Origin of the sequence: Pseudomonas sp. J452, from assembly GCF_024666525.1 — a bacterium.
Taxonomy (GTDB): domain Bacteria; phylum Pseudomonadota; class Gammaproteobacteria; order Pseudomonadales; family Pseudomonadaceae; genus Aquipseudomonas.
In genome coordinates, this window is the sequence record NZ_CP088294.1 from 3,609,035 (window position 1) to 3,633,331 (window position 24,297).

General features: G+C 65.3%; 18 protein-coding genes. 9 read left to right on the forward strand and 9 right to left on the reverse strand.

The window, feature by feature from the left end; translation table 11 throughout:
- Window positions 1–118 precede the first annotated feature (118 nt).
- The 6 genes from LRS11_RS16375 to LRS11_RS16400 all read left to right on the forward strand — a co-directional run bounded on the left by LRS11_RS16375 (window position 119) and on the right by LRS11_RS16400 (window position 10,684).
- Window positions 119–760, forward strand: a complete 642-nt coding sequence (locus LRS11_RS16375; RefSeq protein ID WP_173206555.1) for a GNAT family N-acetyltransferase — start codon at window positions 119–121, stop codon at window positions 758–760.
- Window positions 761–953: 193 nt separating this feature from the next.
- Entirely contained in the window at window positions 954–1,454 is a 501-nt protein-coding gene (tpx, locus tag LRS11_RS16380) for a thiol peroxidase (protein ID WP_173206552.1), read from the forward strand.
- 162 nt (window positions 1,455–1,616) lie between these two features.
- Entirely contained in the window at window positions 1,617–2,831 is a 1,215-nt protein-coding gene (locus LRS11_RS16385; RefSeq protein ID WP_260493971.1) for an MdtA/MuxA family multidrug efflux RND transporter periplasmic adaptor subunit, read from the forward strand.
- Window positions 2,828–5,920, forward strand: coding sequence for an MdtB/MuxB family multidrug efflux RND transporter permease subunit (locus LRS11_RS16390; protein ID WP_260493972.1), 3,093 nt, complete (start codon window positions 2,828–2,830; stop codon window positions 5,918–5,920). Before LRS11_RS16385 ends, LRS11_RS16390 begins: the two co-directional genes overlap by 4 nt.
- Before the next feature lie 145 nt (window positions 5,921–6,065).
- Window positions 6,066–9,173: an efflux RND transporter permease subunit gene (locus LRS11_RS16395; RefSeq protein ID WP_260493973.1), complete on the forward strand. Its 3,108-nt coding sequence runs from the start codon at window positions 6,066–6,068 to the stop codon at window positions 9,171–9,173.
- Complete coding sequence (locus LRS11_RS16400) at window positions 9,170–10,684, forward strand: efflux transporter outer membrane subunit (protein WP_260493974.1); 1,515 nt, start codon at window positions 9,170–9,172, stop codon at window positions 10,682–10,684. The genes LRS11_RS16395 and LRS11_RS16400 overlap by 4 nt, the downstream gene beginning before the upstream one ends.
- A 1-nt stretch (window position 10,685) precedes the next feature.
- Here LRS11_RS16400 and LRS11_RS16405 read toward each other — a convergent pair whose 3' ends face one another.
- The 5 genes from LRS11_RS16405 to LRS11_RS16425 all read right to left on the reverse strand — a co-directional run bounded on the left by LRS11_RS16405 (window position 10,686) and on the right by LRS11_RS16425 (window position 15,045).
- A complete protein-coding gene (locus LRS11_RS16405) occupies window positions 10,686–11,345 on the reverse strand; it encodes a glutathione S-transferase family protein (RefSeq protein WP_260493975.1) in 660 nt (219 codons plus the stop codon).
- 261 nt (window positions 11,346–11,606) lie between these two features.
- The gene (locus LRS11_RS16410) at window positions 11,607–12,056 is read right to left on the reverse strand and encodes a DUF4440 domain-containing protein (protein ID WP_260493976.1); all 450 of its coding nucleotides are present in this window, start codon (window positions 12,054–12,056) and stop codon (window positions 11,607–11,609) included.
- Between the two features lie 69 nt (window positions 12,057–12,125).
- Window positions 12,126–13,376, reverse strand: a complete 1,251-nt coding sequence (locus LRS11_RS16415) for a HipA domain-containing protein (protein WP_260493977.1) — start codon at window positions 13,374–13,376, stop codon at window positions 12,126–12,128.
- On the reverse strand, window positions 13,373–13,615 hold the full coding sequence (locus LRS11_RS16420) for a helix-turn-helix domain-containing protein (RefSeq protein ID WP_173206524.1): 243 nt from the start codon (window positions 13,613–13,615) through the stop codon (window positions 13,373–13,375). Before LRS11_RS16420 ends, LRS11_RS16415 begins: the two co-directional genes overlap by 4 nt.
- Before the next feature lie 119 nt (window positions 13,616–13,734).
- The gene (locus tag LRS11_RS16425; protein WP_260493978.1) at window positions 13,735–15,045 is read right to left on the reverse strand and encodes a glycosyltransferase family 4 protein; all 1,311 of its coding nucleotides are present in this window, start codon (window positions 15,043–15,045) and stop codon (window positions 13,735–13,737) included.
- Between the two features lie 257 nt (window positions 15,046–15,302).
- Between LRS11_RS16425 and LRS11_RS16430 the strand changes: the two genes are divergently transcribed.
- Together LRS11_RS16430 and LRS11_RS16435 are read left to right on the forward strand one after the other, a co-directional pair.
- Window positions 15,303–15,476, forward strand: a complete 174-nt coding sequence (locus LRS11_RS16430) for a hypothetical protein (RefSeq protein WP_260493979.1) — start codon at window positions 15,303–15,305, stop codon at window positions 15,474–15,476.
- A 95-nt stretch (window positions 15,477–15,571) separates the two neighbouring features.
- Window positions 15,572–15,790 (forward strand): LPXTG cell wall anchor domain-containing protein, encoded by a 219-nt coding sequence (locus LRS11_RS16435; RefSeq protein ID WP_173206515.1) that lies wholly within the window; start codon window positions 15,572–15,574, stop codon window positions 15,788–15,790.
- A 146-nt stretch (window positions 15,791–15,936) separates the two neighbouring features.
- Here the strand turns inward: LRS11_RS16435 and LRS11_RS16440 are convergent, their stop codons facing one another.
- From LRS11_RS16440 to LRS11_RS16455, 4 genes are all read right to left on the reverse strand, one after another.
- Window positions 15,937–17,325: an efflux transporter outer membrane subunit gene (locus LRS11_RS16440; RefSeq protein ID WP_260493980.1), complete on the reverse strand. Its 1,389-nt coding sequence runs from the start codon at window positions 17,323–17,325 to the stop codon at window positions 15,937–15,939.
- Window positions 17,322–20,501 (reverse strand): efflux RND transporter permease subunit, encoded by a 3,180-nt coding sequence (locus LRS11_RS16445; RefSeq protein WP_260493981.1) that lies wholly within the window; start codon window positions 20,499–20,501, stop codon window positions 17,322–17,324. Before LRS11_RS16445 ends, LRS11_RS16440 begins: the two co-directional genes overlap by 4 nt.
- Window positions 20,502–20,514: 13 nt before the next feature.
- Complete coding sequence (gene mexE, locus LRS11_RS16450) at window positions 20,515–21,756, reverse strand: multidrug efflux RND transporter periplasmic adaptor subunit MexE (protein WP_260493982.1); 1,242 nt, start codon at window positions 21,754–21,756, stop codon at window positions 20,515–20,517.
- A gap of 392 nt (window positions 21,757–22,148) precedes the next feature.
- The gene (locus LRS11_RS16455; protein WP_260493983.1) at window positions 22,149–23,066 is read right to left on the reverse strand and encodes a LysR family transcriptional regulator; all 918 of its coding nucleotides are present in this window, start codon (window positions 23,064–23,066) and stop codon (window positions 22,149–22,151) included.
- A gap of 202 nt (window positions 23,067–23,268) precedes the next feature.
- On the opposite strand from LRS11_RS16455, the gene LRS11_RS16460 reads away from it, so the two are divergent.
- Window positions 23,269–24,288: a zinc-dependent alcohol dehydrogenase family protein gene (locus LRS11_RS16460; RefSeq protein WP_260493984.1), complete on the forward strand. Its 1,020-nt coding sequence runs from the start codon at window positions 23,269–23,271 to the stop codon at window positions 24,286–24,288.
- Window positions 24,289–24,297 lie beyond the last annotated feature (9 nt).

The following is a 24,297-nucleotide window of genomic DNA, read 5'->3' on the forward strand; positions in this document are numbered from 1 at the left end:
AAGTAAAAACGCGATGCTAGCCCAGTCATCCGGTGACGGCCAGCGTCTGGCGGGCCTCACGGCACGGTGCTACCTTGGCTTTCGACCCGCAAAATCTATAACAAATGAGGTCAGCCCGATGCCCCACCGTACCGCCGAAGTCCGCTTGCTCGACCATGGCTACAGCCGCGAAGCCCGCTCCCTGCTGTACCACGCCTACCGTCACGATCCGACCTTCGCCTACCTGTTCGAAAGCGAGCGCCCCGGCTTCGACCAGCGCGTGCGCGCCACCGTGCGAGAGTTGGTGCAGCAGCACTTTGCCGAAGAACTGCCGGCCATCGGCCTGCTGATCGAGGAACGTCTGGTCGGCATCGCCCTGATCGCCCCGCCGATACGCCGCCTGGACATCACCGAAAGCTGGGGCTGGCGTCTGCGCATGCTGATGACCACTGGTTTCCGCTGCACCAAACGCTACCTGGAGTACCACGACGCGGTGCTCGCCTGCCTGCCGCCCGGCCCTTACCACGTGTTGCCGCTGATTGGCGTGCACCCGGAGTTTCAGGGCCAGCACCTCGGCGAGCAACTGCTCGGTGCGCTGCACAACTGGTGCGCGGAAGATGCCGGCTCCCAGGGCGTGGTCCTGGATACCGGCAACCCGCATTACCTGGAGTTCTACAAGCGCCAGGGCTACGAGGAAATCGGTGAAGTGGCGGTGGGGCCGATCCGCGAGCATGTGTTCTTTCATGCCAATCCGCAGGTGACACTCAAGGCCAGTGCGTAAACCGATCATGGGGTGCGCCGCGGTGGGTGACCAGATCCCCCCCATCCAGGGCAAAGGCCAGCAGAATCTGCCGGCCTTTTTTGTTTGCCACGCGCAATCGCGCTAACCTTCCTCACCACCGCAGGTGCATGCCTGTCGCTTTCCTGCCGCGACGCCACCGCGTCGGGCTCAACGCAACGATAAGGACACTGAAATGGCTCAAGTAACCCTCAAGGGCAATCCGATCCAGGTTGACGGCCAGCTGCCGCAAGCCGGCCAGCAGGCGCCGGCGTTCAGCCTGGTGGGCACGGACCTCTCCGACGTGAGCCTGGCCAGCCTGGCCGGCAAGCGCAAAGTGCTGAACATCTTCCCCAGCGTCGACACCCCGACCTGCGCCACCTCGGTGCGCAAGTTCAACGCCGAGGCCAGCGCGCTGCCCAACACCGTGGTGCTGTGCATCTCCGCCGACCTGCCGTTCGCCCAGGCGCGTTTCTGCGGTGCCGAAGGCCTGGATAACGTGGTTAACCTGTCGACCATGCGCGGTGCCAATTTCCTCAAGGACTACGGTGTGGCCATCGCCAGCGGCCCGTTGGTCGGCGTCTCCGCCCGCGCAGTGGTGGTGGTCGACGAGCAAGGCAAGGTGCTGCACAGCGAGCTGGTGGGCGAGATCGCCGACGAGCCGGATTACGCGGCCGCCATCGCCGTTCTGAAGTAAGTTTCTGCAACACCTTGAAACGGCCTGCCTAGCAGGCCGTTTTCATTTCTAAATTTCCAACGTCTTGTTACGTCAAATAAGGGTAAATAGGCGGTAAAGACCCTTTGCCTGGTAGCGCAGAGTACTTATCGTTCACGCTCCCAAGGAAAGTGACCCCGGACCATGCCTGATATTCGCTCTGCATCGCGCTCTTACCGCCCCTGGCTGATCGCCCTGGCGCTGCTTGCCGTCGTCCTGCTGCTGTGGTGGCTGTGGCCGGAGAAGCCTGCCGAGGAAGATGAGCGCGGCGGCCCCTGGGGACGCGACAGCGGTCCGGTACCGGTGCGAGTCACCGAGGTCAGCCAGGGCGACTTCAATGTCGAACTCAAGGCCCTCGGCACGGTCACTGCGCTGAACACAGTCAGCGTGCGCTCGCGGGTGGATGGCGAACTGGTCAAGGTGCTGTTCGAGGAAGGCCAGCTGGTCAAGGCCGGCGACCTGCTGGCGCAGATCGATCCGCGCGCCTACCAGGTGGCCCTGCAACAGGCCGAAGGCACCCTGGCGCAGAACCAGGCGCAGTTGAAGAACGCCGAGATCGATCTGGCTCGCTATAAAGGCCTGTACGCCGAAGACTCCATTGCCAAGCAGACCCTGGACACCCAGGAAGCGCTGGTCGGCCAATACCGTGGCACGGTGAAGAACAACCAGGCCGCTGTCGCCGAGGCGCGCCTCAACCTCGACTTCACCCGCATCCGCGCGCCGATCGACGGCCGTCTGGGTCTGCGCCAGGTGGATGCCGGCAACCTGGTCAGCAGCGGCGACACCACCGCGCTGGTGGTGATCACCCAGGTCAAACCGATCACGGTCAATTTCACCCTGGCCGAGAACGACCTGCCGCCGGTGCTGGCGCGGGTGCGCAACAACGAGCAACTGCTGGTGCAGGCCTGGGATCGTGGCGAGAAACAGTTGCTGGCCGAAGGCGTGCTGCACAGCCTGGACAACCAGATCGACGTCGCCACCGGCACGGTCAAGCTCAAGGCGCGCTTCGACAATGCCAGCGAGAGCCTGTTTCCCAATCAGTTCGTCAACGTGCGCCTGCGCGTGGAAACCCGCCAGGGCGCCACGCTGATTCCGTCGGCGGCCTTGCAGTTCGGTGCCCGTGGCACCTTCGTCTTCCTCCTTGATAACGAGGACAAGGTGCAGCTGCGCAAAGTCGAAGTGGGCGCCAGCGACGGCGCGCTGACCCTGATCAGCGCTGGCCTGAAGGTCGGCGAACGGCTGGTGCTGGAAGGCACCGACAAGCTCAAGGACGGCAGCGAAGTGCAGGTGATCGGCGAACCCGGTGCCGTGGCCCAGCCAGCTGGCAAGGGTGAAGCCGAGCAGAAGCACGACGCATGAATGCTTCACGCCTGTTCATCCTGCGTCCGGTCGCCACCACCCTGTTGATGGTGGCGATCTTCCTCACCGGTCTGATCGCCTACCGCCTGTTGCCGGTGTCGGCGCTGCCGGAGGTGGATTACCCGACCATCCGCGTGCTCACCCTGTATCCCGGCGCCAGCCCGGAGGTGATGACCAGCGCGGTGACCGCACCGCTGGAGCGCCAGTTCGGCCAGATGCCGGGCCTGAAGCAGATGTCCTCGACCAGCTCCGGCGGCGCCTCGGTGATCACCCTGCGCTTCACCCTGGAAGTGAACCTGGATGTGGCCGAACAGGAGGTGCAGGCGGCAATCAACGCGGCGAGCAACCTGCTGCCCAGCGACCTGCCGGCACCGCCGGTGTACAACAAGGTCAACCCGGCCGACACCCCGGTGCTGACCCTGGCGATCAGCTCGGCGAGCATGCCGCTGACCGAAGTGCATGACCTGATCGATACGCGCATGGCGCAGAAGATCGCGCAGATCAGCGGCGTCGGCCTGGTCAGCCTGGCCGGTGGCCAGCGCAAGGCGGTACGCATCAAGGTCAACCCCGAGGCCCTGGCCAGCCATGGCCTGAATTTGTCTGACGTGCGCACGCTGATCACCGCGAGCAACGTCAACCAGCCCAAGGGCAACTTCGACGGCCCAACCCGCGTCTCGCAGCTCGACGCCAACGACCAGCTGGAATCGGCCGAGGCCTACCTCGACCTAATCCTCAAGTACGAAAACGGCGCCGCGCTGCGCCTCAAGGATGTCTCGACGGTCATTGACGGCGCCGAGAACGAGCGCCTGGCCGCCTGGGCCGACCGCAACCAGACCGTGCTGCTGAGCATCCAGCGCCAGCCGGGCGCCAATGTCATCGAGGTGGTCGAGCGCATCCAGAAACTGCTGCCGCAGATCACCGCCAGCCTGCCGGCCAGCATCGAGGTCAAGCTGCTCACCGACCGCACCCAGACCATCCGCGCGGCGATCAGCGATGTGCGTTTCGAGCTGATCCTGGCCATCGGCCTGGTGGTGCTGGTGACCTTCCTGTTCCTGCGCAAGCTGTCCGCCACCATCATCCCGTCCATCGTGGTGCCGCTGTCGCTGATCGGCACCTTCGGCGTGATGTATCTGGCCGGTTTCTCGGTCAACAACCTGACCCTGATGGCCCTGACCATCGCCACCGGCTTCGTGGTCGACGACGCCATCGTCATGCTGGAGAACATCGCCCGCCATCTGGAGGAGGGCGAGACCCCGCTGAACGCCGCGCTCAAGGGCGCCAAGCAGATCGGCTTCACCCTGATCTCGCTGACCTTCTCGCTGATCGCGGTGCTGATCCCCTTGTTATTTATGGCCGATGTGGTCGGGCGCCTGTTCCGCGAGTTCGCCATCACCCTGGCGGTGGCCATCCTGATTTCCCTGGTGGTGTCGCTGACCCTCACTCCGATGATGTGCGCGCGTCTGCTCAAGGCCGAGAAGGAGGAGGAGCAGGGGCGTTTCTACCGCGCCAGCGGCGCCTTTATCGACGGCCTGATCGAGCGCTACGGAGTCGGCCTGCAATGGGTGCTCAAACACCAGCCGCTGACCCTGCTGGTGGCCCTCGGCACCCTGGCGCTGACCGTGGTGCTCTATCTGGCGGTGCCCAAGGGCTTCTTCCCGGTGCAGGACACCGGCGTGATCCAGGGCATTTCCGAGGCGCCGCAGAGCATTTCCTTTGCCGCCATGAGCGAGCGCCAGCAGCGCCTGGCCGCGGTGATCCTGCAGGATCAGGCGGTCGCCAGCCTGTCGTCCTACATCGGTGTGGACGGCGACAACGCCACGCTCAACAGCGGCCGCCTGCTGATCAACCTCAAACCGCATGCCGAGCGTGAGGTCAGCGCCAGCGAAGTGATCGAGCGCCTGCGCCCCGCGCTGGCGGCGATTCCCGGCATCCAGCTGTATCTACAGCCGGTGCAGGATTTGACCATCGAGGACCGGGTCAGCCGCACCCAGTTCCAGTTCAGCCTGGAGTCGCCGGATGCCGCGTTGCTGGAAGAGTGGACGCCGAAACTGATCAAGGTGCTGAGCGAGCAAGCCGAGCTGCGTGACGTGGCCAGCGACCTGCAGAACCGTGGCCTGCAGGTGTACCTGCAGATCGACCGCGACGCCGCCTCGCGGCTTGGTGTCAGTATCAGTGCTATCGACGATGCGCTGTACGACGCCTTCGGCCAGCGGCAGATCTCCACCATCTTCACCCAGGCCAGCCAGTACCGCGTGGTGCTGGAGAGTGCCGGCGCCGGCGAGCTCGGCCCGCAGGCCTTGCAGCAGGTGCATGTAGCCACCGCCAGCGGCGGCCAGGTGCCGCTGGCCTCCCTGGCGCGCATCGACGAGCGTGCGGCCAGCCTGCTGGTCAACCATATCGGCCAGTTCCCGGCGGTGACCGTGTCGTTCAACCTGGCCAGTGGCGTATCGCTGGGCGAGGCGGTGGCGGTGATCGAGCAGGTGCAGCAGGACATCGGCCTGCCGGCCGGCATCCAGAGCCAGTTCCAGGGCGCCGCCGAGGCCTTCCGCGCCTCGCTGTCGAGCACCTTGCTGCTGATTCTGGCGGCCATCGTCACCATGTACATCGTGCTCGGCGTGCTCTACGAGAGCTACATCCATCCGATCACTATTCTCTCGACCTTGCCCTCGGCCGGAGTCGGCGCGTTGTTGGCGCTGCTGCTGACCGGCAACGACCTGGGCCTGATCGCCATCATCGGCATCATCCTGCTGATCGGCATCGTCAAGAAGAACGCGATCATGATGATCGACTTCGCCCTGGAGGCCGAACGGCTTCAGGGCATGGCGCCCGAGGCGGCGATCTACCAGGCGGCGCTGCTGCGGTTCCGGCCGATCCTGATGACCACCCTGGCGGCGCTGTTTGGCGCCATCCCGCTAATGCTGGCCTCGGGCTCCGGCGCCGAGCTGCGCCAGCCGCTGGGCCTGGTAATGGTCGGCGGCCTGCTGCTCAGCCAGGTGCTGACCCTGTTCACCACGCCGGTGATCTACCTGTGGTTCGATCGCCTGTCGCGCCGCTATTTCGGCCGCAGTGCAGCCGGGGTGACGGTATGAGCACGCGTTTGCTCCCCTCTCCCATTTATGGGAGAGGGGCCGGGGGAGAGGGCGGGGCCACTGCGCTGCCTGTTTCCCTCTCCCCAACCCTCTCCCATAAATGGGAGAGGGGGCTGGCCGTGCATGCATTCTGGGCGCTGTGTCGATGAACATCTCCGCCCCCTTTATCCGGCGGCCGGTAGCCACGCTGCTGTTGAGCCTGGCGATCCTCCTGCTCGGCTGGGTCAGCTTCGGCCTGCTGTCTGTGGCGCCGCTGCCGAAGATGGATTTCCCGGCCATCGTGGTCAACGCCTCCTTGCCGGGCGCCAGCCCGCAGGTGATGGCGTCGAGCGTGGCCACGCCGCTGGAACGCTCGCTCGGCAGCATCGCCGGGATCAGCGAGATGACCAGCCGCAGCAGCCAGGGCAGCACGCAGATCGTCATCCTCTTCGACCTCGAACGTAACGTCGACGCCGCCGCCCGCGAGGTGCAGGCGGCCATCAACGCGGCGCGCAACCTGCTGCCCAGCGGCATGCGCAGCATGCCGACCTACAAGAAGTTCAACCCCTCGCAGGCGCCGATCATGGTGCTGTCGCTGACCTCGCCGCTGCTGGACAAGAGCCAGCTGTACGACGTCGCGTCCACCGTGCTGGCGCAGAAGCTGGCGCAGGTGCAGGGCGTCGGCCAGATCCAGATCGGCGGCAGCTCGCTGCCGGCGGTGCGGGTGGAGTTGCAGCCGCGCCTGCTCGATCAGTACGGCATCGCCCTCGACGAGGTGCGCAACGCCATCGTCCAGGCCAACGTCGACCGGCCCAAGGGCGCGGTGGAAGACGCCGGCCGCCACTGGCAGATCCAGGCCAACGACCAGCTGGAGAAGGCCGCCGACTACCAGCCGCTGATCATCCGCTACCAGAACAACGCGGCGGTGCGCCTGAGCGATGTGGCCAAGGTTCGCGACTCGGTGGAGAACCGCTACAACAGCGGCTTCTACAACGACGATGACTCGGTGCTGCTGGTGATCAACCGCCAACCCGGCGCCAATATCATCGAGACCATCGAGGACATCCGCGCCGAGCTGCCGGCGCTGCAGGCGGTGATTCCGTCCAGCGTGCAGCTGGAAGTGGCGATGGACCGCTCACCGGTGATCCGCGCCACCCTGCACGAGGCCGAGCGCACCCTGCTGATCGCCGTGGCGCTGGTGATCCTGGTGGTGTTCGCCTTCCTCGGCCGCTGGCGCGCCGCGCTGATTCCGGCGCTGGCGGTGCCGGTGTCGCTGGTCGGCACCTTCGCAGTGATGTACCTGCTGGATTTCTCCCTCAACAACCTGTCGCTGATGGCGCTGATCATCGCCACCGGCCTGGTGGTGGACGACGCCATCGTGGTGCTGGAGAACATCTCGCGGCATATCGAGGCCGGCGAGAAACCCATGGCCGCGGCGTTCAAGGGCGCCCAGGAAGTCGGCTTCACCCTGCTGTCGATGAACCTGTCGCTGGTCGCGGTGTTCCTCTCCATCCTGTTCATGGGCGGCATCGTCGGCAGCCTGTTCCGCGAGTTCTCCCTGACCCTGACCGTGGCGATCCTGATCTCCATGCTGGTCTCGCTGACCCTCACGCCGATGCTCTGCGCGCGTTGGCTCAAGGCCGAGGAAACCGAACGCCAGCCCGGTCGCCTGCAGCGCTTCGGTACGCGCCTGCAGGAGCGTGTGCTGGATGGCTACGCGCGCAGCCTGGACTGGGCCCTGCGTCACGCGCGGCTGACCCTGTTCAGCCTGCTGGCGACCATCGCGTTCAACGTGTTTCTGTTCATCGAAGTGCCGAAGACCTTCATGCCGCAGCAGGACACCGGCCAGCTGATCGGCTTTATCCGCGGTGACGATGGCCTGTCGTTCCAGGTCATGCAGCCGAAGATGGAGATCTACCGCCGCGGGCTGCTGGCCGATCCGGCGGTGCACAGCGTGGCCGGTTTCATCGGCGGCAGCGGCGGAATCAACAACGCCTTTCTGGTGGTGCGCCTGAAACCCATCGCTGAGCGCGGCGTATCGGCCCAGGAAGTGATCGACCGCCTGCGTGACAGTGTGCCCAAGGTGCCGGGTGGCCGCCTGATGCTGATGCCCGACCAGGACCTGCAGTTCGGCGGCCGCCAGGGGCGCAGCTCGGAGAACGAGTACGTGCTGCTGGCCAGCAATCTGGACGACCTGCGCGAGTGGCTGCCCAAGGTACGCGATGCCCTGGCCAAGCTGCCGGAGCTGACCGATATCGACGCCAACGAAGGCGAGGGCGCCCAGCAGATCAGCCTGCAGATCGACCGCGCCACCGCCCAACGCCTGGGCGTGGACATGGCCATGGTCACCGCGGTGCTGAACAACGCCTTCAGCCAGCGGCAGATTTCCACCATCTACGACAGCCTCAACCAGTACAGCGTGGTGATGGAAATCGATCCCACGTTCGCCGAATACCCGGAGGCGCTGGACCAGATCCAGGTGATCAGCGCCGACGGTGCGCGGGTGCCGCTGTCCAGCTTCGCCCGCTGGGAGCGCAGCCTGGAGGAAGACCGGGTCAACCACCAGGGCCAGTTCGCCGCGGAAAGCATCGGCTATTCGCTGGCCGAGGACGTCACCCAGGAACAGGCCAACCAGGCGATTGCCCAGGCCGTGGCGCAGGTCAACCTGCCCACCGAAGTGCAGGGCCTGGTCGGTGGCACCGGTGGCCAGTTCGAAAAGGCGGCCAAGGGCCAGCCAGGGATGATTCTGATGGCCTTGCTGGTGGTGTACATCGTGCTTGGCATCCTCTACGAGAGCTATATCCACCCGCTGACCATTCTCTCCACGCTGCCCTCGGCCGGGGTGGGCGCGTTGCTGGCGATCATCCTCAGCGGCGGCGAGTTCAGCCTGATCTCGCTGCTCGGCCTGTTCCTGCTGATCGGCGTGGTGAAGAAGAACGCCATCCTGATGATCGACCTGGCCCTGGAGCTGGAACGCCACGACCAACTGAGCCCGCAGGAATCGATCCGCCGCGCCTGCCTGCTGCGCTTCCGGCCGATCATCATGACCACCCTGGCCGCTCTGCTCGGCGCCTTGCCGCTGCTGCTGGGCATGAGCGAAGGCGCAGAAATGCGCCAGCCGCTGGGCCTGACCATCGTCGGCGGGCTGATCCTTAGCCAGCTCTTGACCCTCTACACCACCCCGGTGGTCTACCTCTACCTCGACCGCCTGCGCCATCGCGTCAACCGCTGGCGCGGCGTGCGTAGCGATGCTGCCCTGGATACCCCCGTATGAACAAAGCCTGCGTAGGGCGGGTGAAACCCGCGTGCCACTCTCTGCCTCGTCTCGCGGGTTTCACCCGCCCTACGGCGCTTACCCTGGCCTTGCTGCTGACCGGCTGTGCCATCGGCCCCGACTACCAGCGCCCGGACTCCGCCGAGTCGGTGCAGTTCAAGCAGGCGGCCGGCTGGAAAGCGGCGGCTCCGGCCGACACCGTACTGCGCGGCAACTGGTGGGAGCTGTACGGCGATGCCGAACTGAACCAGCTGATCGAACGGCTCAACGCCAACAACCAGAGCCTGGCCAGCGCGGAAGCCCAATACCGCCAGGCCAGGGCTCTGGCCCGTGGTGCGCGGGCCGCGTTTTTCCCGACTATTGGCCTGGATACCGGCGTCAGCCGGGCGGGGCAGGGTGGTGGCGACAGCACCATCGGCACCACCGGCGGGGTCAGCGTCAGCGGTTCGAATGCGGCGCAGATCTCCAAGACCTATGACGCCAGCCTGGGCGTGAGCTGGGAGCTGGATATCTGGGGCAAGCTGCGCCGCCAGCTGGAGTCAGACAGCGCCAGCATGCAGGCCAGCGCCGCCGACCTGGCTGCGGTGCGCCTCAGCCAGCAAGCGGAACTGGTGCAGAGCTACCTGCAGCTGCGCGTGCTGGACGAACAGAAGCGCCTGCTCGACGAGACCGTGGCGGCTTACCAGCAGGCGTTCCGCATCGCCGAGAACCAGTACAAGGCCGGCATCGTGCCACGCTCCGACGTGACCCAGGCGCTGACCCAGCTGAAAAGCACCGAGGCCGAGGCGGTCGACCTGGAGTACCAGCGTGCCCAGCTGGAACACGCCCTGGCCGTGCTGGTCGGGGTGGCGCCGTCGCAGTTCGAACTGGCCGCGCGCGAGCAGGTGCCGCAGCTGCCGGCGGTGCCGCTGAGCCTGCCCTCGACTCTGCTTGAACGCCGCCCGGATATCGCCGCCGCCGAACGCCGGGTGATTTCCGCCAACGCCTCGATCGGCGTGGCCAAGGCCGCCTACTACCCGGACTTGACCTTGTCCGCCACGGGCGGCTACCGCAGCGGCAGCCTGAATGACTGGATCAGCTCGCCCAACCGCTTCTGGTCGATCGGCCCGCAGTTCGCCATGACCCTGTTCGACGGCGGATTGATCAGCTCCCGCGTCGAGCAGGCCGAGGCCAGCTACGACCAGACCGTGGCCGACTACCGGCAGACGGTGCTGGAAGGCTTCCGCGAAGTGGAGGACTACCTGGTGCAACTGGCCGTGCTCGAGCGCGAGGCCGTGGTCCAGCAACAGGGGCTGGATGCCGCACGCGAGTCGCTGCGGCTGATCCTCAACCAGTACAAGGCCGGCACCGTGGAGTTCACCGACGTGGTCAGCGTGCAGACCAGCGCCCTGTCCAGCGAACGCACGCGCCTGACCCTGCAGGGCAATCGCCTGACCGCAAGCGTGCAGCTGATCGCCGCCCTCGGCGGCGGCTGGGATGGTGTGACCGAGCCGATCGAACCGACCGAATAGCTCAGTCGCGCTGCGGCGCGCCCAGCGGGAACAGGTGCCGGTAAGGCCGCGCCTCGTCCACCGCGCGAGCGAAGGAGGGGCGTGCCAGCAGGCGCTGGCGATAGGCGTGCAGGGTGCTGAACTCGGCGCCTATCGGCTGTACCCAGTCTGCATAGAACAGCGCTGGCGCGGCGGAGCAGTCGGCCAGACTGAAACTCGCGCCGCAGGCCCACTCGCGGTCGGCCAATTTCTCGTCGAGCCAGCGGTAAGCGGTTTCCAGCAACTGCCGTGCCTGGGCGATGCCGAAGGCATCGCGTTGTGCTGCCGGACGCAACTGGTCGAACACGCAGGCCGTCATCGGGTTGGACATATACAGGTCGAAGCATCGGTCCATGAAGCGTACTTCCAGCGCACTCTCTGCGTCCTCGGGCAGCAGGCGGCTGGCGCCCGGGTAATGCTGCTGCAGGTACTCGATGATGATGCTCGACTCGCTTACCGCGCGTTCCCCGTCGAGCAGCAGTGGAAAGCGCCGAAACGGCCAGTGCATCTCCAGCTCGGCCATGGCCTGCGGGTTTTCCGGGGCCAGCAGGTGCCACTCGAAGGGCGTGGCGTTTTCATAGAGGGCGATCAGCACCTTCTGGCAATAGGACGAGAAGGGGTGGGCATAGAACTGGATGGCCATGGTCGATTCCTCGGAATGGTCCGGCATGCGCTGAGCATAGTGCCGAGCGCTTCCTCCAGTAGTCGTTGCAGCTGCGGGAGTTTCGACAAGTCTGCAAACAAAGGCTCAACAGCGTTATAGCGGTGTGTACAACAGCTGCAGAGCGCTTTGCCCCCTCTCCCGTTTACGGGAGACGACTGCATGGATGCAGGAGGTAGGGTGAAGCAGGACGCCCTAACCGAGGGCTGGGGAGAGGGGCGTTGCCGAGACCCTAGCTGTTTCTTACGGCTGCACCACCGCCTCGATCAGGCTTATTTTCGGCTCGCCATCGACCAGGCGCAGGGTGGCGGTTTCCCGGGTGCTGGTCTGCAGGGTCTGGCCTTGCGCCTGGTAGGACTCCTGCGTTTGGTCGATCACCGTGGCGCTTTGGCCGTCGGCAGCCACCTCGATGCTTTCGATGCTGACCGTCACCTGGTAACCATCGATCGCGCCCCAGCCCTGCTGCAGCAGGTCGCGATACATGGTCATGTCCAGATCCAGGTCGCCGCTTGGGGCCTTGATCTGCACGCGGGCATCCTCGCTCATATGGCGCAGAACCCCTTCGATATCCTTGGCCTGTGCGGCCGCCGTCAGTTCGCCGTACATGGCGCGGATGTTGTCTTCGCTGAGCCTGTCGGCGGCGTGGGCCACCGGCACGACCAGCATCATTAGCGCGAGAAGTAGCTGTTTCATCGTATGTCCCTATGCAGAGGCCTGCTCCGTGCAGGCGAGCCCAGATACTAGCCCAGCCATGGCCTGACTTCAGCCCAGTTGCGCCAGCATGTCCGCCAGCACGCCATGGCGGATCTGCCGCAACAGGCGCAGCTCGCCCGCGCTCAGGCGCAATTCCAGGGCCTGCTGCAGCTGCTGCTCGGCGGCGGCGGGCAGGGCGGCGAGCAGTGTATCGAGCAGGCGCTGGCCGATCTTTGCCGGCAGACCGAGCACTTCGCCAAACGCCAGCACGTCGGCCCGGCGCAGTTCGGCAAAGCGCCGGGCCTGGCCCATGGGCCAGGACAGTTCGGCCGCGCCCCAGGCATTGTCCCGTGCGTAGACACTGGTGCTGAGCAGGTCGTAATGCGGGGTGAGCTCCACGCCCTGGGCACCGACGAAGAACGACAGGTTCTTCAGGTGTGCATCGTTGTTGCCGAGCAGGGCATTGAACACGGCCCAGCGGAACAGCAGCTGGCGGCTCAGTGCCTTGCTGCGACACAGCTCCACCAGCCGGTGCAAGGTTTCCAGGGTGGCCATGCGGTACTTGTAGAGGCGGTCCAGGGACAGCAGCTGGCAGGCGTCCAGCACATGCCGGCGGCGCAATTGGCCGCCTGCCAGTTCGCGGTCGAAGCGCTGCACCAGGTACACCGATTGCGGCACCCGGCGCAGTTCGACGGCGGGCACCGGCAGCTTCACCGCCCGCGCAATGGACATCACGAACCACTCGTTGGCGGCGCTGTGCGGGTAATTGTCGCTGTCCGGATGGTCGGGCTTGAGGATGTGGGTAGAGGGCGCCTGGCCCACCGGCTCCAGCAACTGATCGCCCTGCAGCACGATGGCCAGCTTGTGCTGGGCGCCCGCCAGGGACATGCGCTTGGGCGCGGCCTGGCCAAGCGAGACCCGTGGCAAGGCGCTGATGCGCTGTGCCAGTTGCTGTTCGGCGAGCGGCTGCAAGGCGCCTGCAGGCAAGGGCTGGCCCGGCGGCAGGAGGGTCAGGGCGCCTGCCGATTCGGCCCCGTAATAGGCCAGCAGACCAAACGCATCGGCCACCTCGACCTGTGCATCCTGGGCCAGCAGGGTGCGGGCCTGTTCTTCCGGCAGCAGATTGTCGAAGAACCACTGCACCGGCCGCTGGCTGCCTCCATCACGGATGCTGCCCAGGCTGCGCGGCAGTTGCGGAGACAGATCGAAACTGCGGCTAGCGGTCAGCCACTGCGGGTCATAACTGAGCTGCCAGAGGTTGTCCTGCTCCTCCAGCATGCCGACGACTTGCTCGTTCAGCCACAGTTGCAACTGCCTCATGCGGATTGCCCGTCCAGGCTATCCGGCACTTCCAGGTGGATGCGTACCCCCAGTTCATCGAGCAGGCGCAGCAACTTGCCGAGCTGAACGGTGCCTTTGCCTTGTTCGACGTCACGCAGGAACACGTGGCTGGCACCGATGATGGCCGCTAGGTCGTCCTGGCGCAGGCCCTGCTGGCGGCGCAGGTCGCGTGCCAGGGTGCCGATATCGGCTGCGTCGCGGATGGGAATCAGGGTCATGACAGGCTCCTAATCTAAGCTGCAGCTTAGATTAGCCCTGCGGCTGTCTATTTTTCAACCAAATCTAAGCTATGGCTTAGATTTTATGGTTTCACGGCCTTCGTGCCATGAAATCTAAGCTACAGCTTAGATTTATCCTGAAAATCGGGCGAGGCACCGCGATTTTTTGCCGCAATCCACTGTGCCATGTACTGGGTGCTCTTGAGCGTATGGTGGCGCAGCATGCCGCCGACGAAGTTGGCGCGGCGCTCGGCCGGCAGGTTGGCGCGCAGGACCAGCAGGCGCTCGACCAGGGCCTGGCCGGACTGCTGGCGGTCGAAGCGCTCGGCAAGGATGCGCGCGCCGTTGGCCTGGGCCTGCTGCCACAGCGTCTGATCCTCGTGCAGCGCCACGGCGGCCTCGGCAAAGGCCTGGGCATCATCAACCACCGCACCGCCCCAGGGCAGCTCGCCGGCCATGCCTTCGCTGCCGATTGGCGTGGTCACGCTGGGTGTGCCGCAGGCCATGGCATCGGCCAGCTTGCCCTTGATCCCGGCACCGAAACGCAGTGGCGCCAGGCACACGCGGGCCTGCACCATCACCGCATGGGCATCATCGGCCCAGCCCAGTACATGAAAACCCTGCTTGGGGTTGTGCAGGGCGGTGGCCTTGGGCGGGGTGTAGGAGCCGTAGACATGCAGCTGGGCCTGCGGCAGACGCTGGCGGATCAGCGGCCAGAGCTGCTGCTTGAGCCACAGCACCGCATCCCAGTTCGGCGCATGGCGGAAATTGCCGATGCTGAGGAAGTGCGTGCGCTGCTCGAACGCCGGTTGTGCGGTGGCCGTGGGAATCAGCATCAGCGTGCAATGGTGGAGCAGGGCGGCCGGCACGCCGAACTGTTCACGCAGCAGCTGTAGCTCGAAATCGGAGATCAGCAGGCTTAGGTCGCAGCGGTAGATGGCGGCGATCTCGCGCTGGGCCATGTCGTCCATGGCCATGGCGTTGAACAACTCAACGGCTGTGGCGCTGACGGCGCCTTGCTGGTGTTTTTCCGCTTCGCTGCTGCAGGCCTGTTGCGCCGCCTTGAGCAGGCGCTGACGGGCATCGCGCAGGCTGTGCAGGTCGCAGGTTTCGAGGATGCGCAGGGCCTGCGGACAGGCCCGCTCGACCCGCCAGCCGAACTGCTCCTCGCTGAAGAAACGGTCGAACAGCACCAGGTCCGGCTGCAGCGCGCTGACGAAGGCATCGAAGCTGTCGCAGTTGAGGGTGATCGGCACTTCCGGCACGTCGAGCGCGGCCAGGTCAGCGCGGTGTTCGGACAGCGCGGCGGCACTGGCGAAGGTCACTGTCCAGCCCTGGGCACGGAACAGCTCGATCAGCTCGATCATCCGGCTGCCCGCCGCCGAGGAGCGTGGCTCAGGCCAGACATAGCCGATGATCAGTACTTTCATGTGTGTGCGCCGAAAAAATCCAGGGCGCGAGTATACCCGCCGGCAAAAAAATCAGCTCATGGGCACCCATTGCCTTTGTTTCGGTCTGGGGGTGCGCCAGCGCACCGATAGTGACGGGCATTGGGCGCAGTTTGTGTGGAGGCTCGATGCAGCGTTGTTAGCCAGGCGCGTACTGGCATGAAGGCCAGTCGCAGGAAATACAGGGCGCCCAGTGCCTTGTCGATCGGATCGAGCGCACGGCAACGAGGAGAAGCACTATGTCATTCGCACTCTATATCGGTGGAGCCCTGATCTTTATCGGCGGGCTGATTTACGGCGCCGTGCTGATGGAAGTTCCTGTGCAGTGGATCGCCGTAGGCGCCTTGGTAACCCTGGGGCTTGCGTGTCTGAGTGCGGTCAAGGTGACGCGGCAGAAGGATTCCGGGGAATAGGTCACGGCAGGGCGCCTGCTTCGCAGCGCCGGAAAGGTCCCGTTTGCAGGTGTTGGCGCAGCCCAGTTCAGGTGCTGCGCAGAGGAGAAAAGAAGATGGACGCAGTCAAGATCGTCGCGCTAGTGCTGATAATCGCCGGCGCCTTGGGGCTCGCCTATGGTGGCTTCAGCTACACCAAGGAGACCCACAACGTCGACGTGGGCCCGTTGCATATGGAGGTTGTAGAGAAACAGCAGGTCAGTATCCCGACCTGGGCCGGCTTGGGCGCCATCCTGGTGGGCGGGGCTTTGCTGCTCATACGCAGGAAGGGCTGAACACAAAAAAATCCCCACGGGCTGGAGCAGCGCCGTGGGGAAGGAATGGCCGACAAAGGAGGAAGTCGACCCAGGAGGAACTGGCTCGGTGTAGGGCGGGTGAAACCCGCGCGGGGTGGATAACGCGGGTTGCACCCGCCCTGCGTTCAGGCTTGCGGCTGCCACCCACCGCCAAGCGCCTTGTAGATGGCAACGATGCCGCGATACAGCTCGACCTCGGCTTGGGCCTGGGCGTCTTCGGCGGCCAGGCGTTCGCGCTCGGCGTCGAGCAGCACGAGAAAATCCACCGTGCCTTCGCGGTAGCGCACCGCGGCCTGTTCGGCGGCAGCACGGCTGGCTTGCGACTGGCGCACCAGGGCGAGCAGGCGCTGTTGCCGTTTGGCGTAGTCGCTGAAGGCGTTTTCCGACTCTTCCAGGGCCAGCAGCACCTGCTGCTCGTAGCCAGCCAGGGCGCCATCGGACTCGGCTTCGGCGCCGCGCAGGCGGGCACGCACGCTGCCCAGATCAAATGCAGCCCAGCTGATGGTCGGCGCCACGCCCCAGGCCTGGGCGGCGGAAGCACCTAGCTGCGAACCACGGCCGGCGGTGAAACCGAGGAAGCCGGACAGGCTGACCCGCGGGAACAGGTCGGCGGTGGCCACCCCGACATTGGCGGTGGACGCAGCCAACTGGCGTTCGGCAGCGCGGATATCCGGACGGCGGCGCAGCAGTTCGCCTGGATCGCCAATCGGCAGGGCCTTGGCAATGACCGGCAACGGCTTGGCTGACAGGTCGATCGTCAACTGTTCCGGCCGCTGGCCGAGCAGGGTGGCGATGCGATTGCGCGCCCGTGCTTGCTCGGCCTGCAGTTGCGGCAGGCTGGCTTCGGTGGCGGCCAGGCGCGCGTCACTGCGCAGCACATCCAGTTCGCTGCCGATGCCGGCGTCACGCAGTTGTTCGGTGAGCGCGCGTGACTGGCTCTGGTTCTTCAGGTTGTCGCGGGCAATCCGTTCCCTGAGCTGCGCGCCGCGCATGTCGCCGTAGGCGTCCACCAGTTCGGCGATCAGGCTGACTTGCAGTTGCTGCAGCTCGGCTTCGGCCACTTCGATCTGCGCATCGCTGGCTTCCAGCTGGCGCTGGATACGGCCGAACAGATCGAGCTCCCAGGCCATGTCCAGGCCCAGGTCATAACGCTCCTGGCGGATACGCTGCTCGCTGGTCGGCGGTTGCTGGGCCTTGCCGAACTCACCGCTGGCGCGGCTGGTAACGGTGGGCAACTGATCGTTGGCCACGTCATCACGAATCGAACGGGCGGCGCGCAGGCGGGCGAAGGCCACGCGCAGCTCGCGGTTCTCCTTGAGTGACTGCTGCACCAGCTGGTTCAGCGTCGGATCATCGAACTGCTGCCACCAGATTGCCTCGAAGCGGGTGCGATCATAGTCGCCGGCTTCCAGGCTGCTCAGCTTGGCCGGCTCGGTGGCTGGCGCCTGGTAGTCGGGGCCGACGGCGCAGGCACTCACAGCCAACGCCAGCAGGGCGGGCATCAACGGCTTCATGCGTGTACCTCCTGCAGGCGCGCGGCTTTCTGCGCTTCGCGCTTCTCCACGAAGCCGCGAATCAGCACGTAGAACACCGGCGTCAGCAACAGGCCGAAGAAGGTCACCCCGAGCATGCCGCTGAACACCGCCACGCCCATGGCATGACGCATCTCCGCACCGGCGCCGGTGGAGGTCACCAGCGGCACCACGCCCATGATGAAGGCGAAGCTGGTCATCAGGATCGGCCGCAGGCGCAGGCGGCAGGCTTCCAGCACCGCGCTGACGCGGTCCATGCCTTCTTCCTGTTTCTCCTTGGCGAACTCGACGATCAGAATGGCGTTCTTGCAGGCCAGGCCCACCAGTACGATCAGGCCGATCTGGGTGAAGATGTTGTTATCGCCACCGGCCAGGATCACCCCGGTGATGGCCGACAGCAGGGTCATCGGCACGATCAGGATCACCGCCAGCGGCAGGCTCCAGCTCTCGTACTGGGCGGCCAGCACCAGGAAGGCCAGCAGCACGCAGAGCGGGAAGACGAAGATCGCGCTGTTACCGGCCAGAATCTGCTGGTAGGTCAGGTCGGTCCACTCGAAGCTCATGCCGTTGGGCAGTTCTTCCTTGAGCAGCTTGGCGATCGCCGCTTCGGCCTGGCCGGAGCTGTAGCCGGGTGCTGCCGCGCCGTTGATCTCGGCGGTGAGGAAACCGTTGTAGTGCATCACCCGATCCGGGCCCGAGCTGGCATCGACCTTGAGGAAAGCCGACAGCGGCACCATTTCCCCGCGGTTGTTGCGCACCTTGAGTTGGCCGATCTGCTCCGGTTCCAGGCGGAATTGCTGCTCGGCCTGCACGTTGACCTGGTAGGTGCGGCCAAAACGGTTGAAGTCGTTGGCGTACAGCGAACCCAGGTAGATCTGCATGGTGTCGAAGATGTCGCTGATCGCCACGCCGTGGGTCTTGGCCTTTTCGCGGTCGATGGCAGCATCGATCTGCGGCACGTTGACCTGGTAGCTGGTGAACACCGACATCGGGTCCAGCTCCGGCAGCTGACGGGCCTTGGCGATGACGTTCTGGGTCTGCACATACAGCTCGTCATAACCGAGGTTGCCGCGATCCTGCACCTGCAGGCGGAAGCCGCCGATGGTGCCCAGCCCCTGCACCGGCGGTGGCGGGAAGATGGCGATATAGGCGTCCTGGATCTCGCTGAACTGCGCGTTCAGCTCCGCGGCAATGGCGGTGGCGCTCATCGACGGATCGCTGCGCTCATCGAAGGGCTTGAGCGGGGTGAAGACGATGCCGCTGTTCGGGCTGTTGGTGAAGCCGTTGATCGACAGGCCGGGGAAGGCCACGGTGTTTTCCACACCGGGGTGCTTGCCGGCGATTTCCGACATCTTCTTGATCACGTCTTCGGTGCGATCCAGGGTCGCCGCATCCGGCAGCTGGGCGAAGGCCACCAGGTACTGCTTGTCCTGCGCCGGCACGAAACCGCTCGGCGTCGTGGCAAAGCCCAGGTAGGTCAGGCCCATCAAGCCTGCGTAGACGAACAGGGCGATGCCGCTGCCGCGCAGCACGCGTTTTACCGTACCGACATAGCCATGGCTGGCGCGGTCGAACAGGCGGTTGAACGGGTTGAACAGCCAGCCGCCAAACAGCTTATCGAGCACCTTGGAGAAGCGGTCTTTCGGCGCGTCATGGCTTTTCAGCAGCACGGCAGCCAGGGCCGGTGACAGGGTCAGTGAGTTGAAGGCCGAGATCACCGTGGAGATGGCGATGGTCAGGGCGAACTGCTGGTAGAACTGCCCGGTAAGCCCGGAGATAAAGGCGGTCGGTACGAACACGGCGCACAGCACCAGGGCGGTGGCGACAATGGGGCCGGTCACTTCCTTCATCGCCTGCTTGGTGGCTTCCACCGGCGACTTGCCCAGGCCGATATTCCGCTCGACGTTTTCCACCACGACGATGGCGTCGTCCACCACGATGCCGATGGCCAGCACCAGGCCGAACAGGGACAGCGCGTTGAGCGAGAAGCCGAACATGTGCATTACGGCGAAGGTGCCGATCAGCGATACCGGCACGGCGGCCAGCGGGATGATCGAGGCGCGCCAGGTTTGCAGAAACAGGATCACCACCAGCACCACCAGCACAATGGCTTCGAGCAGGGTGTGCACCACCGCCTCGATGGAGCCACGCACGAAGATGGTTGGGTCGTAGACGATTTCGTAGTCCACGCCCTGGGGGAAGCTCTGCTTCAGCTCGGCCATACGGCTGCGCACCGCATCGGAGATCTCGATGGCGTTGGAGCCGGGGCGCTGGAATACAGGGATGGCCACGGCGGGCTTGTTGTTCAGCAGTGAGCGCAGGGCGTACTGGCTGGAGCCCAGCTCGATTCGCGCGATGTCCTTCAGGCGAGTGATTTCGCCATCTTCACCGGCGCGGATGATGATGTTTTCGAACTCTTCCTCGCTGACCAGACGGCCCTGGGTGTTGATCGACAGCTGGAAGCTGTTGCCGGCATCGGAGGGCGGCGCACCGAGCGAACCGGCGGCGACCTGGCGGTTTTGCTCGCGGATGGCGTTGACCACGTCGCTGGCGGTGAGGTTGCGCGAAGCCACCTTGTTCGGGTCCAGCCATACGCGCAGCGAGTAGTTGCCGAGGCCGAACAGCTGCACGTCGCCCACGCCATCCAGGCGCGCCAGCTCGTCCTTGACGTTGAGCGCAGCGTAGTTGGACAGGTAGAGCATGTCGTAGCGGTCATCCGGCGAGGTCAGGTGCACGACCATGGTCAGGTCCGGCGAGGCCTTGTCCACCGTCACGCCGAGGCGCTGCACTTCGGTGGGCAGGGTCGGCATGGTGCGGGTTACGCGGTTCTGCACCTGCACCTGGGCGTTGTCCAGGTCGGTGCCCAGCGCAAAGGTGATGGTCAGGGTCAGCTTGCCGTCGGCGGTGCCCTGGGAGGACATGTAGAGCATGCCCTCGACCCCGGTAATCGCCTGTTCCAGCGGCGAGGCGACGGTTTCGCCGATCACCTTGGGGTTGGCGCCGGGGAAGGCGGCACGTACCACCACGGTCGGCGGCACCACTTCCGGGTATTCGCTGATCGGCAGCTGGAACAGCGAGATGGCCCCGCCGATCAGGATCAGCAGCGACAGCACGGCAGCGAAGATCGGCCGCTGGATAAAGAATTGCGAGAAATTCATCGTCTTCTACCTGTTAGCCGCGCGGCGCAGTGGCGGGCTTGGCGGTTTTCTCGGCCACGCGCGGGGTGGTGCTGGCGTCCACGGCCTGGCGTTGACTGGCCAGGGCGGCGAGGGTCTGCTCGTTGGCCATCGGCACGGCCTGCGGATCGACCGTCGAGCCGGGGAAGGCGCGCTGCAGACCGTTGACCACGATCTTCTCGCCCTTGGCCAGGCCCTTGCGCACGATGCGCAGGCCTTCCAGTTTCGGCCCCAGCTCGATGGCGCGGTATTGCACGGCGTTGTCCTTGTCGAGCACCAGGACGAACTTCTTGCCCAGGTCGGTGCCGACCGCGGCGTCCTGGATCAGCGTGGCGTCGTACTTGCCGCTGCCCACCAGTTTCAGCCGTGCATACAGGCCGGGGGTGAAGCGGCCGTCACGGTTGTCGAACACGGCGCGGCCACGGATGGTGCCGGTCTGCGGGTTGACCTGGTTGTCGAGAAAATCCAGCTGGCCGAGGTGCGGGTTGCCGTCTTCGCTGGACAGGCCGAGGTACACCGGGCTGGCATCGCGGGTCTGGCCGCCGGACTGGCGGGCCAGCTCGACGTACTTGAGGAACACGCGCTCGTCGGCGTCGAAATAGGCGTAGACCTTGTCGGTGGACACCACGGTGGTCAGCAGCGACTGGCCAGCGCCCACCAGGTTGCCTTCGGTGATCTCGGCACGGCTGACGCGGCCGTCGATGGGCGCGGTGATGCGGGTGAAGCTGAGGTTGAGCTGGGCATTGTCCAGTTCGGCCTGAGCGGCGGCGACCGCGGCCTGAGCCTCGGTCGCGGCACTGGCGCGGGCATCGGCCAGTTCGGCGGAAATCGCGTTGCTCTGGCGCAGGCGTTCACCGCGGCGGGCTTCATTGGCGGCGCGGGTCTGGCTAGCGCGGGCCTGCTGCACTTGCGCCTGCAGGCGCTTGACCTCGGCCTCGAACGGGCGCGGGTCGATCTGGAACAGCAGGTCGCCTTTCTGCACCAGGCTGCCTTCGCGGAAGGCCACGCGGTCGATGTAGCCGGACACGCGCGGACGCACTTCCACCGATTCCGGAGCTTCCAGGCGGCCGGTAAACTCGTCCCATTCGTTGATCGGTTGCTCAATCACTTCGGCCACGCTGACCTTGGCGGCCGGGTGCTGGGCGGCGCTTTCCGGGGCCTTGCCGCAGGCGCTGAGCACCAGGATGGCGGCGAGTGCCAGGGGATAGCGCAAGAGGGGGGTAGGGAACCGGTCCATGTGAGAACTCCGCCAGATTGGATTTACGAATGGGCGGAGTCTGCGACGCTGAGTTACACACGACGAATCGATCAATTCGAAGGTAAGTATCAGCAGGAATGATGATTAGTGGACTTGTATCGATAAACCGCTATGTGCGCAAAGGGGCGCGAGAGAGGTGTAGTAAGCGCTTTGCTCCCCTCTCCCATTCATGGGAGAGGGGCTGGGGGAGAGGGTTGGGCAGGCGACTCCGCCCCCTCTCCCTAACCCTCTCCCACAAGTGGGAGAGGGGACTGTCCGTGCTACCAGGAAGGCCTTATCCCGTGGCCTGGCCGCGGCATTTGCCACCAGGAAAAACGCCGCTTTCCAGGTGGAAGGCGGCGTTTTCCTTAACGAGCGGGATAGGCGAGTTCTCAGGCCAGGCTATCCGGGTCACCACAGAACATCTGGATCCGCGAACGCAACCAGCGCTCGGCCGGGTCATTATCCTGGGCGCCGCGCCAGGCCATGTGCAGCTCGAAGGTCTGCGGTTCGATGGGCAGGTCTTCCGAGCGCAGGCCGCCGGCGGCGGTGAGGGCGGCTGCGGTGTAGTCGGGCACGGTGGCGACGATATCGGTACCAGCAAGCAGGGTGCCGAGGCCGTTGAACTGCGGTACGGCCAGCACCACGCTGCGCTTGCGTCCGAGTTTCTCCAGCGCCTCGTCGATAAAGCCGCTGAGGTCGCCAGCGAACGACACCAGGGCATGCGGACGAGCGCAGTAGTCGTCCAGGCTCATGCGCCCCGGCACGCTGTCGGCGCGCAGCAGCTTGGCGGAACTGCGGCGCAGTACCTTGCGCTTGGCGTTGGCCGGCAGCTCTTCGGTGTAGCCGACACCTACGGAAATTTCTCCGGAAGCCAGCATGCCGGGCATCAGCAGGTAGTTGGCGCGGCGAATCACCAGCACCACCCCCGGCGCTTCGCCGCGAATACGGCGCAGCAGGGGCGGCAGCAGGGCGAACTCGACATCGTCGGACAGGCCGATGCGAAACACGGTCGTGCTGGTTGCCGGGTCGAAGTCGGTCGCCCGGCTGACGGCGGTGGAAATGGAGTCGAGGGCCGGAGAGAGCAGGGCGAAGATCTCGCCGGCGCGGGCGGTCGGTTCCATGCTGCGCCCGGTGCGCACGAACAGCGGATCGTCGAACAGGCTGCGCAGGCGGGCCAACGCGGCACTGATTGCCGGTTGGCCGAGAAACAGTTTCTCCGCCGCGCGGGTGACACTGCGCTCGTGCATCAGCGTTTCAAAAACGATCAGCAAATTGAGGTCAACACGACGCAAGTCGTTGCGGTTCATGGCCGTCTTCCATGTGGGATGTGTGAAAGGTGCGGCTATGGCAAGCTGCCGTCAAGCATGCAACCTGCTGCGCGGCAGCAGGTCTGTATGGATGAGCCCCGGATCATCCGCATTTATGGTGACTATCAATCTGTGCGGGTGGTTTTGCCGGGAAAGCCCGTATAGAGTCCGTGGCCATAGAGAGTCTATGGCGAGGTGTGTGATGTCCCGCATGATCCGTTTCCACCAGTTCGGCGATGCCAGCGTATTACGCGCGGAGGACGTGCCGACCCCGAAACCCGGCCCCGGCGAAGTACTGATTCGTACCCAGGCCTTGGGCGTGAACTGGCGCGACGTGCTCTGGCGGCAGAACCTGGCCCCGGAACAGGCGCGTCTGCCGGCCGGTGTGGGCTCTGAATTGGCCGGCGTGGTCGAAGCCGTCGGCGAAGGTGTCGACGATCTCACTCCCGGTGTGGCGGTGGCCAGTTTCCCGGCCTTCAGCCTCAACCAGTATCAGACCTGGGGCGACCTGGTGCTGATGCCGCGTCTGGCGCTGACCCGTTACCCCGATGTGCTGAGCCCCGAAGAGGCCGCCGTGCATTACACCGGCTATCTGGCTGCCTATTTCGCCCTGGTCGAGCTGGCCAAGCTGCAACCTGGTCAGCATGTACTGATCACCGAAGCGGCGCATTGCAATGCGCCGCAGGCAGTGCAGATGGCCAAGGCGCTGGGCGCCAAGGTCATCGCAGCCACCAGCGAGGCTGCTAGCCGCGACTTCCTGCGTGAGCTGGGCGCCGACAAGATCATCTGCACCGAAGAGCAGGACCTGGTCCTGGAAATCGAACGCTACACGCAGGGCCAGGGCGTCGAAGTGGTCATCGACCAGTGCGCCGGCCCGCAGATGAAACTGCTCGGCGACGTCGCCGCGACCCGTGGCAAGCTGATCATCTGCGGCGTCAACGGCGGCAACGATGCGGCATTCCCAGCCTGCGCGGCGTTCAAGAAACACCTGCAGTTCCACCGGCACTGTGTGCTGGACTTCACTGGCCAGCCGGAACTGGGTCTGGAACGCAACGAGGAGGCCGTGCAGCGCGCGCTGAGCAAAATCAACCAGCTGACCGCGGACCGCCTGCTCAAGCCGGACATAAGCAAGGTGTTCGACGCCAAGGACTTCGTTGCCGCCAGCCAGTTCATGGAAACCTGTCCGGCCAATGGCCGGGTGGTGATGACAGTTACTGCGTAAGCATCCTTC

Excerpts from the sequence above, each read along its gene's own strand:
- LRS11_RS16375 (WP_173206555.1), top strand. The coding sequence starts at position 119 with ATGCCCCACCGTACCGCCGAAGTCCGCTTGCTCGACCATGGCTACAGC.
- tpx (WP_173206552.1), top strand. The coding sequence starts at position 954 with ATGGCTCAAGTAACCCTCAAGGGCAATCCGATCCAGGTTGACGGCCAG.
- LRS11_RS16385 (WP_260493971.1), top strand. The coding sequence starts at position 1,617 with ATGCCTGATATTCGCTCTGCATCGCGCTCTTACCGCCCCTGGCTGATC.
- LRS11_RS16390 (WP_260493972.1), top strand. The coding sequence starts at position 2,828 with ATGAATGCTTCACGCCTGTTCATCCTGCGTCCGGTCGCCACCACCCTG.
- LRS11_RS16395 (WP_260493973.1), top strand. The coding sequence starts at position 6,066 with ATGAACATCTCCGCCCCCTTTATCCGGCGGCCGGTAGCCACGCTGCTG.
- LRS11_RS16400 (WP_260493974.1), top strand. The coding sequence starts at position 9,170 with ATGAACAAAGCCTGCGTAGGGCGGGTGAAACCCGCGTGCCACTCTCTG.
- LRS11_RS16405 (WP_260493975.1), bottom strand. The coding sequence starts at position 11,345 with ATGGCCATCCAGTTCTATGCCCACCCCTTCTCGTCCTATTGCCAGAAG.
- LRS11_RS16410 (WP_260493976.1), bottom strand. The coding sequence starts at position 12,056 with ATGAAACAGCTACTTCTCGCGCTAATGATGCTGGTCGTGCCGGTGGCC.
- LRS11_RS16415 (WP_260493977.1), bottom strand. The coding sequence starts at position 13,376 with ATGAGGCAGTTGCAACTGTGGCTGAACGAGCAAGTCGTCGGCATGCTG.
- LRS11_RS16420 (WP_173206524.1), bottom strand. The coding sequence starts at position 13,615 with ATGACCCTGATTCCCATCCGCGACGCAGCCGATATCGGCACCCTGGCA.
- LRS11_RS16425 (WP_260493978.1), bottom strand. The coding sequence starts at position 15,045 with ATGAAAGTACTGATCATCGGCTATGTCTGGCCTGAGCCACGCTCCTCG.
- LRS11_RS16430 (WP_260493979.1), top strand. The coding sequence starts at position 15,303 with ATGTCATTCGCACTCTATATCGGTGGAGCCCTGATCTTTATCGGCGGG.
- LRS11_RS16435 (WP_173206515.1), top strand. The coding sequence starts at position 15,572 with ATGGACGCAGTCAAGATCGTCGCGCTAGTGCTGATAATCGCCGGCGCC.
- LRS11_RS16440 (WP_260493980.1), bottom strand. The coding sequence starts at position 17,325 with ATGAAGCCGTTGATGCCCGCCCTGCTGGCGTTGGCTGTGAGTGCCTGC.
- LRS11_RS16445 (WP_260493981.1), bottom strand. The coding sequence starts at position 20,501 with ATGAATTTCTCGCAATTCTTTATCCAGCGGCCGATCTTCGCTGCCGTG.
- mexE (WP_260493982.1), bottom strand. The coding sequence starts at position 21,756 with ATGGACCGGTTCCCTACCCCCCTCTTGCGCTATCCCCTGGCACTCGCC.
- LRS11_RS16455 (WP_260493983.1), bottom strand. The coding sequence starts at position 23,066 with ATGAACCGCAACGACTTGCGTCGTGTTGACCTCAATTTGCTGATCGTT.
- LRS11_RS16460 (WP_260493984.1), top strand. The coding sequence starts at position 23,269 with ATGTCCCGCATGATCCGTTTCCACCAGTTCGGCGATGCCAGCGTATTA.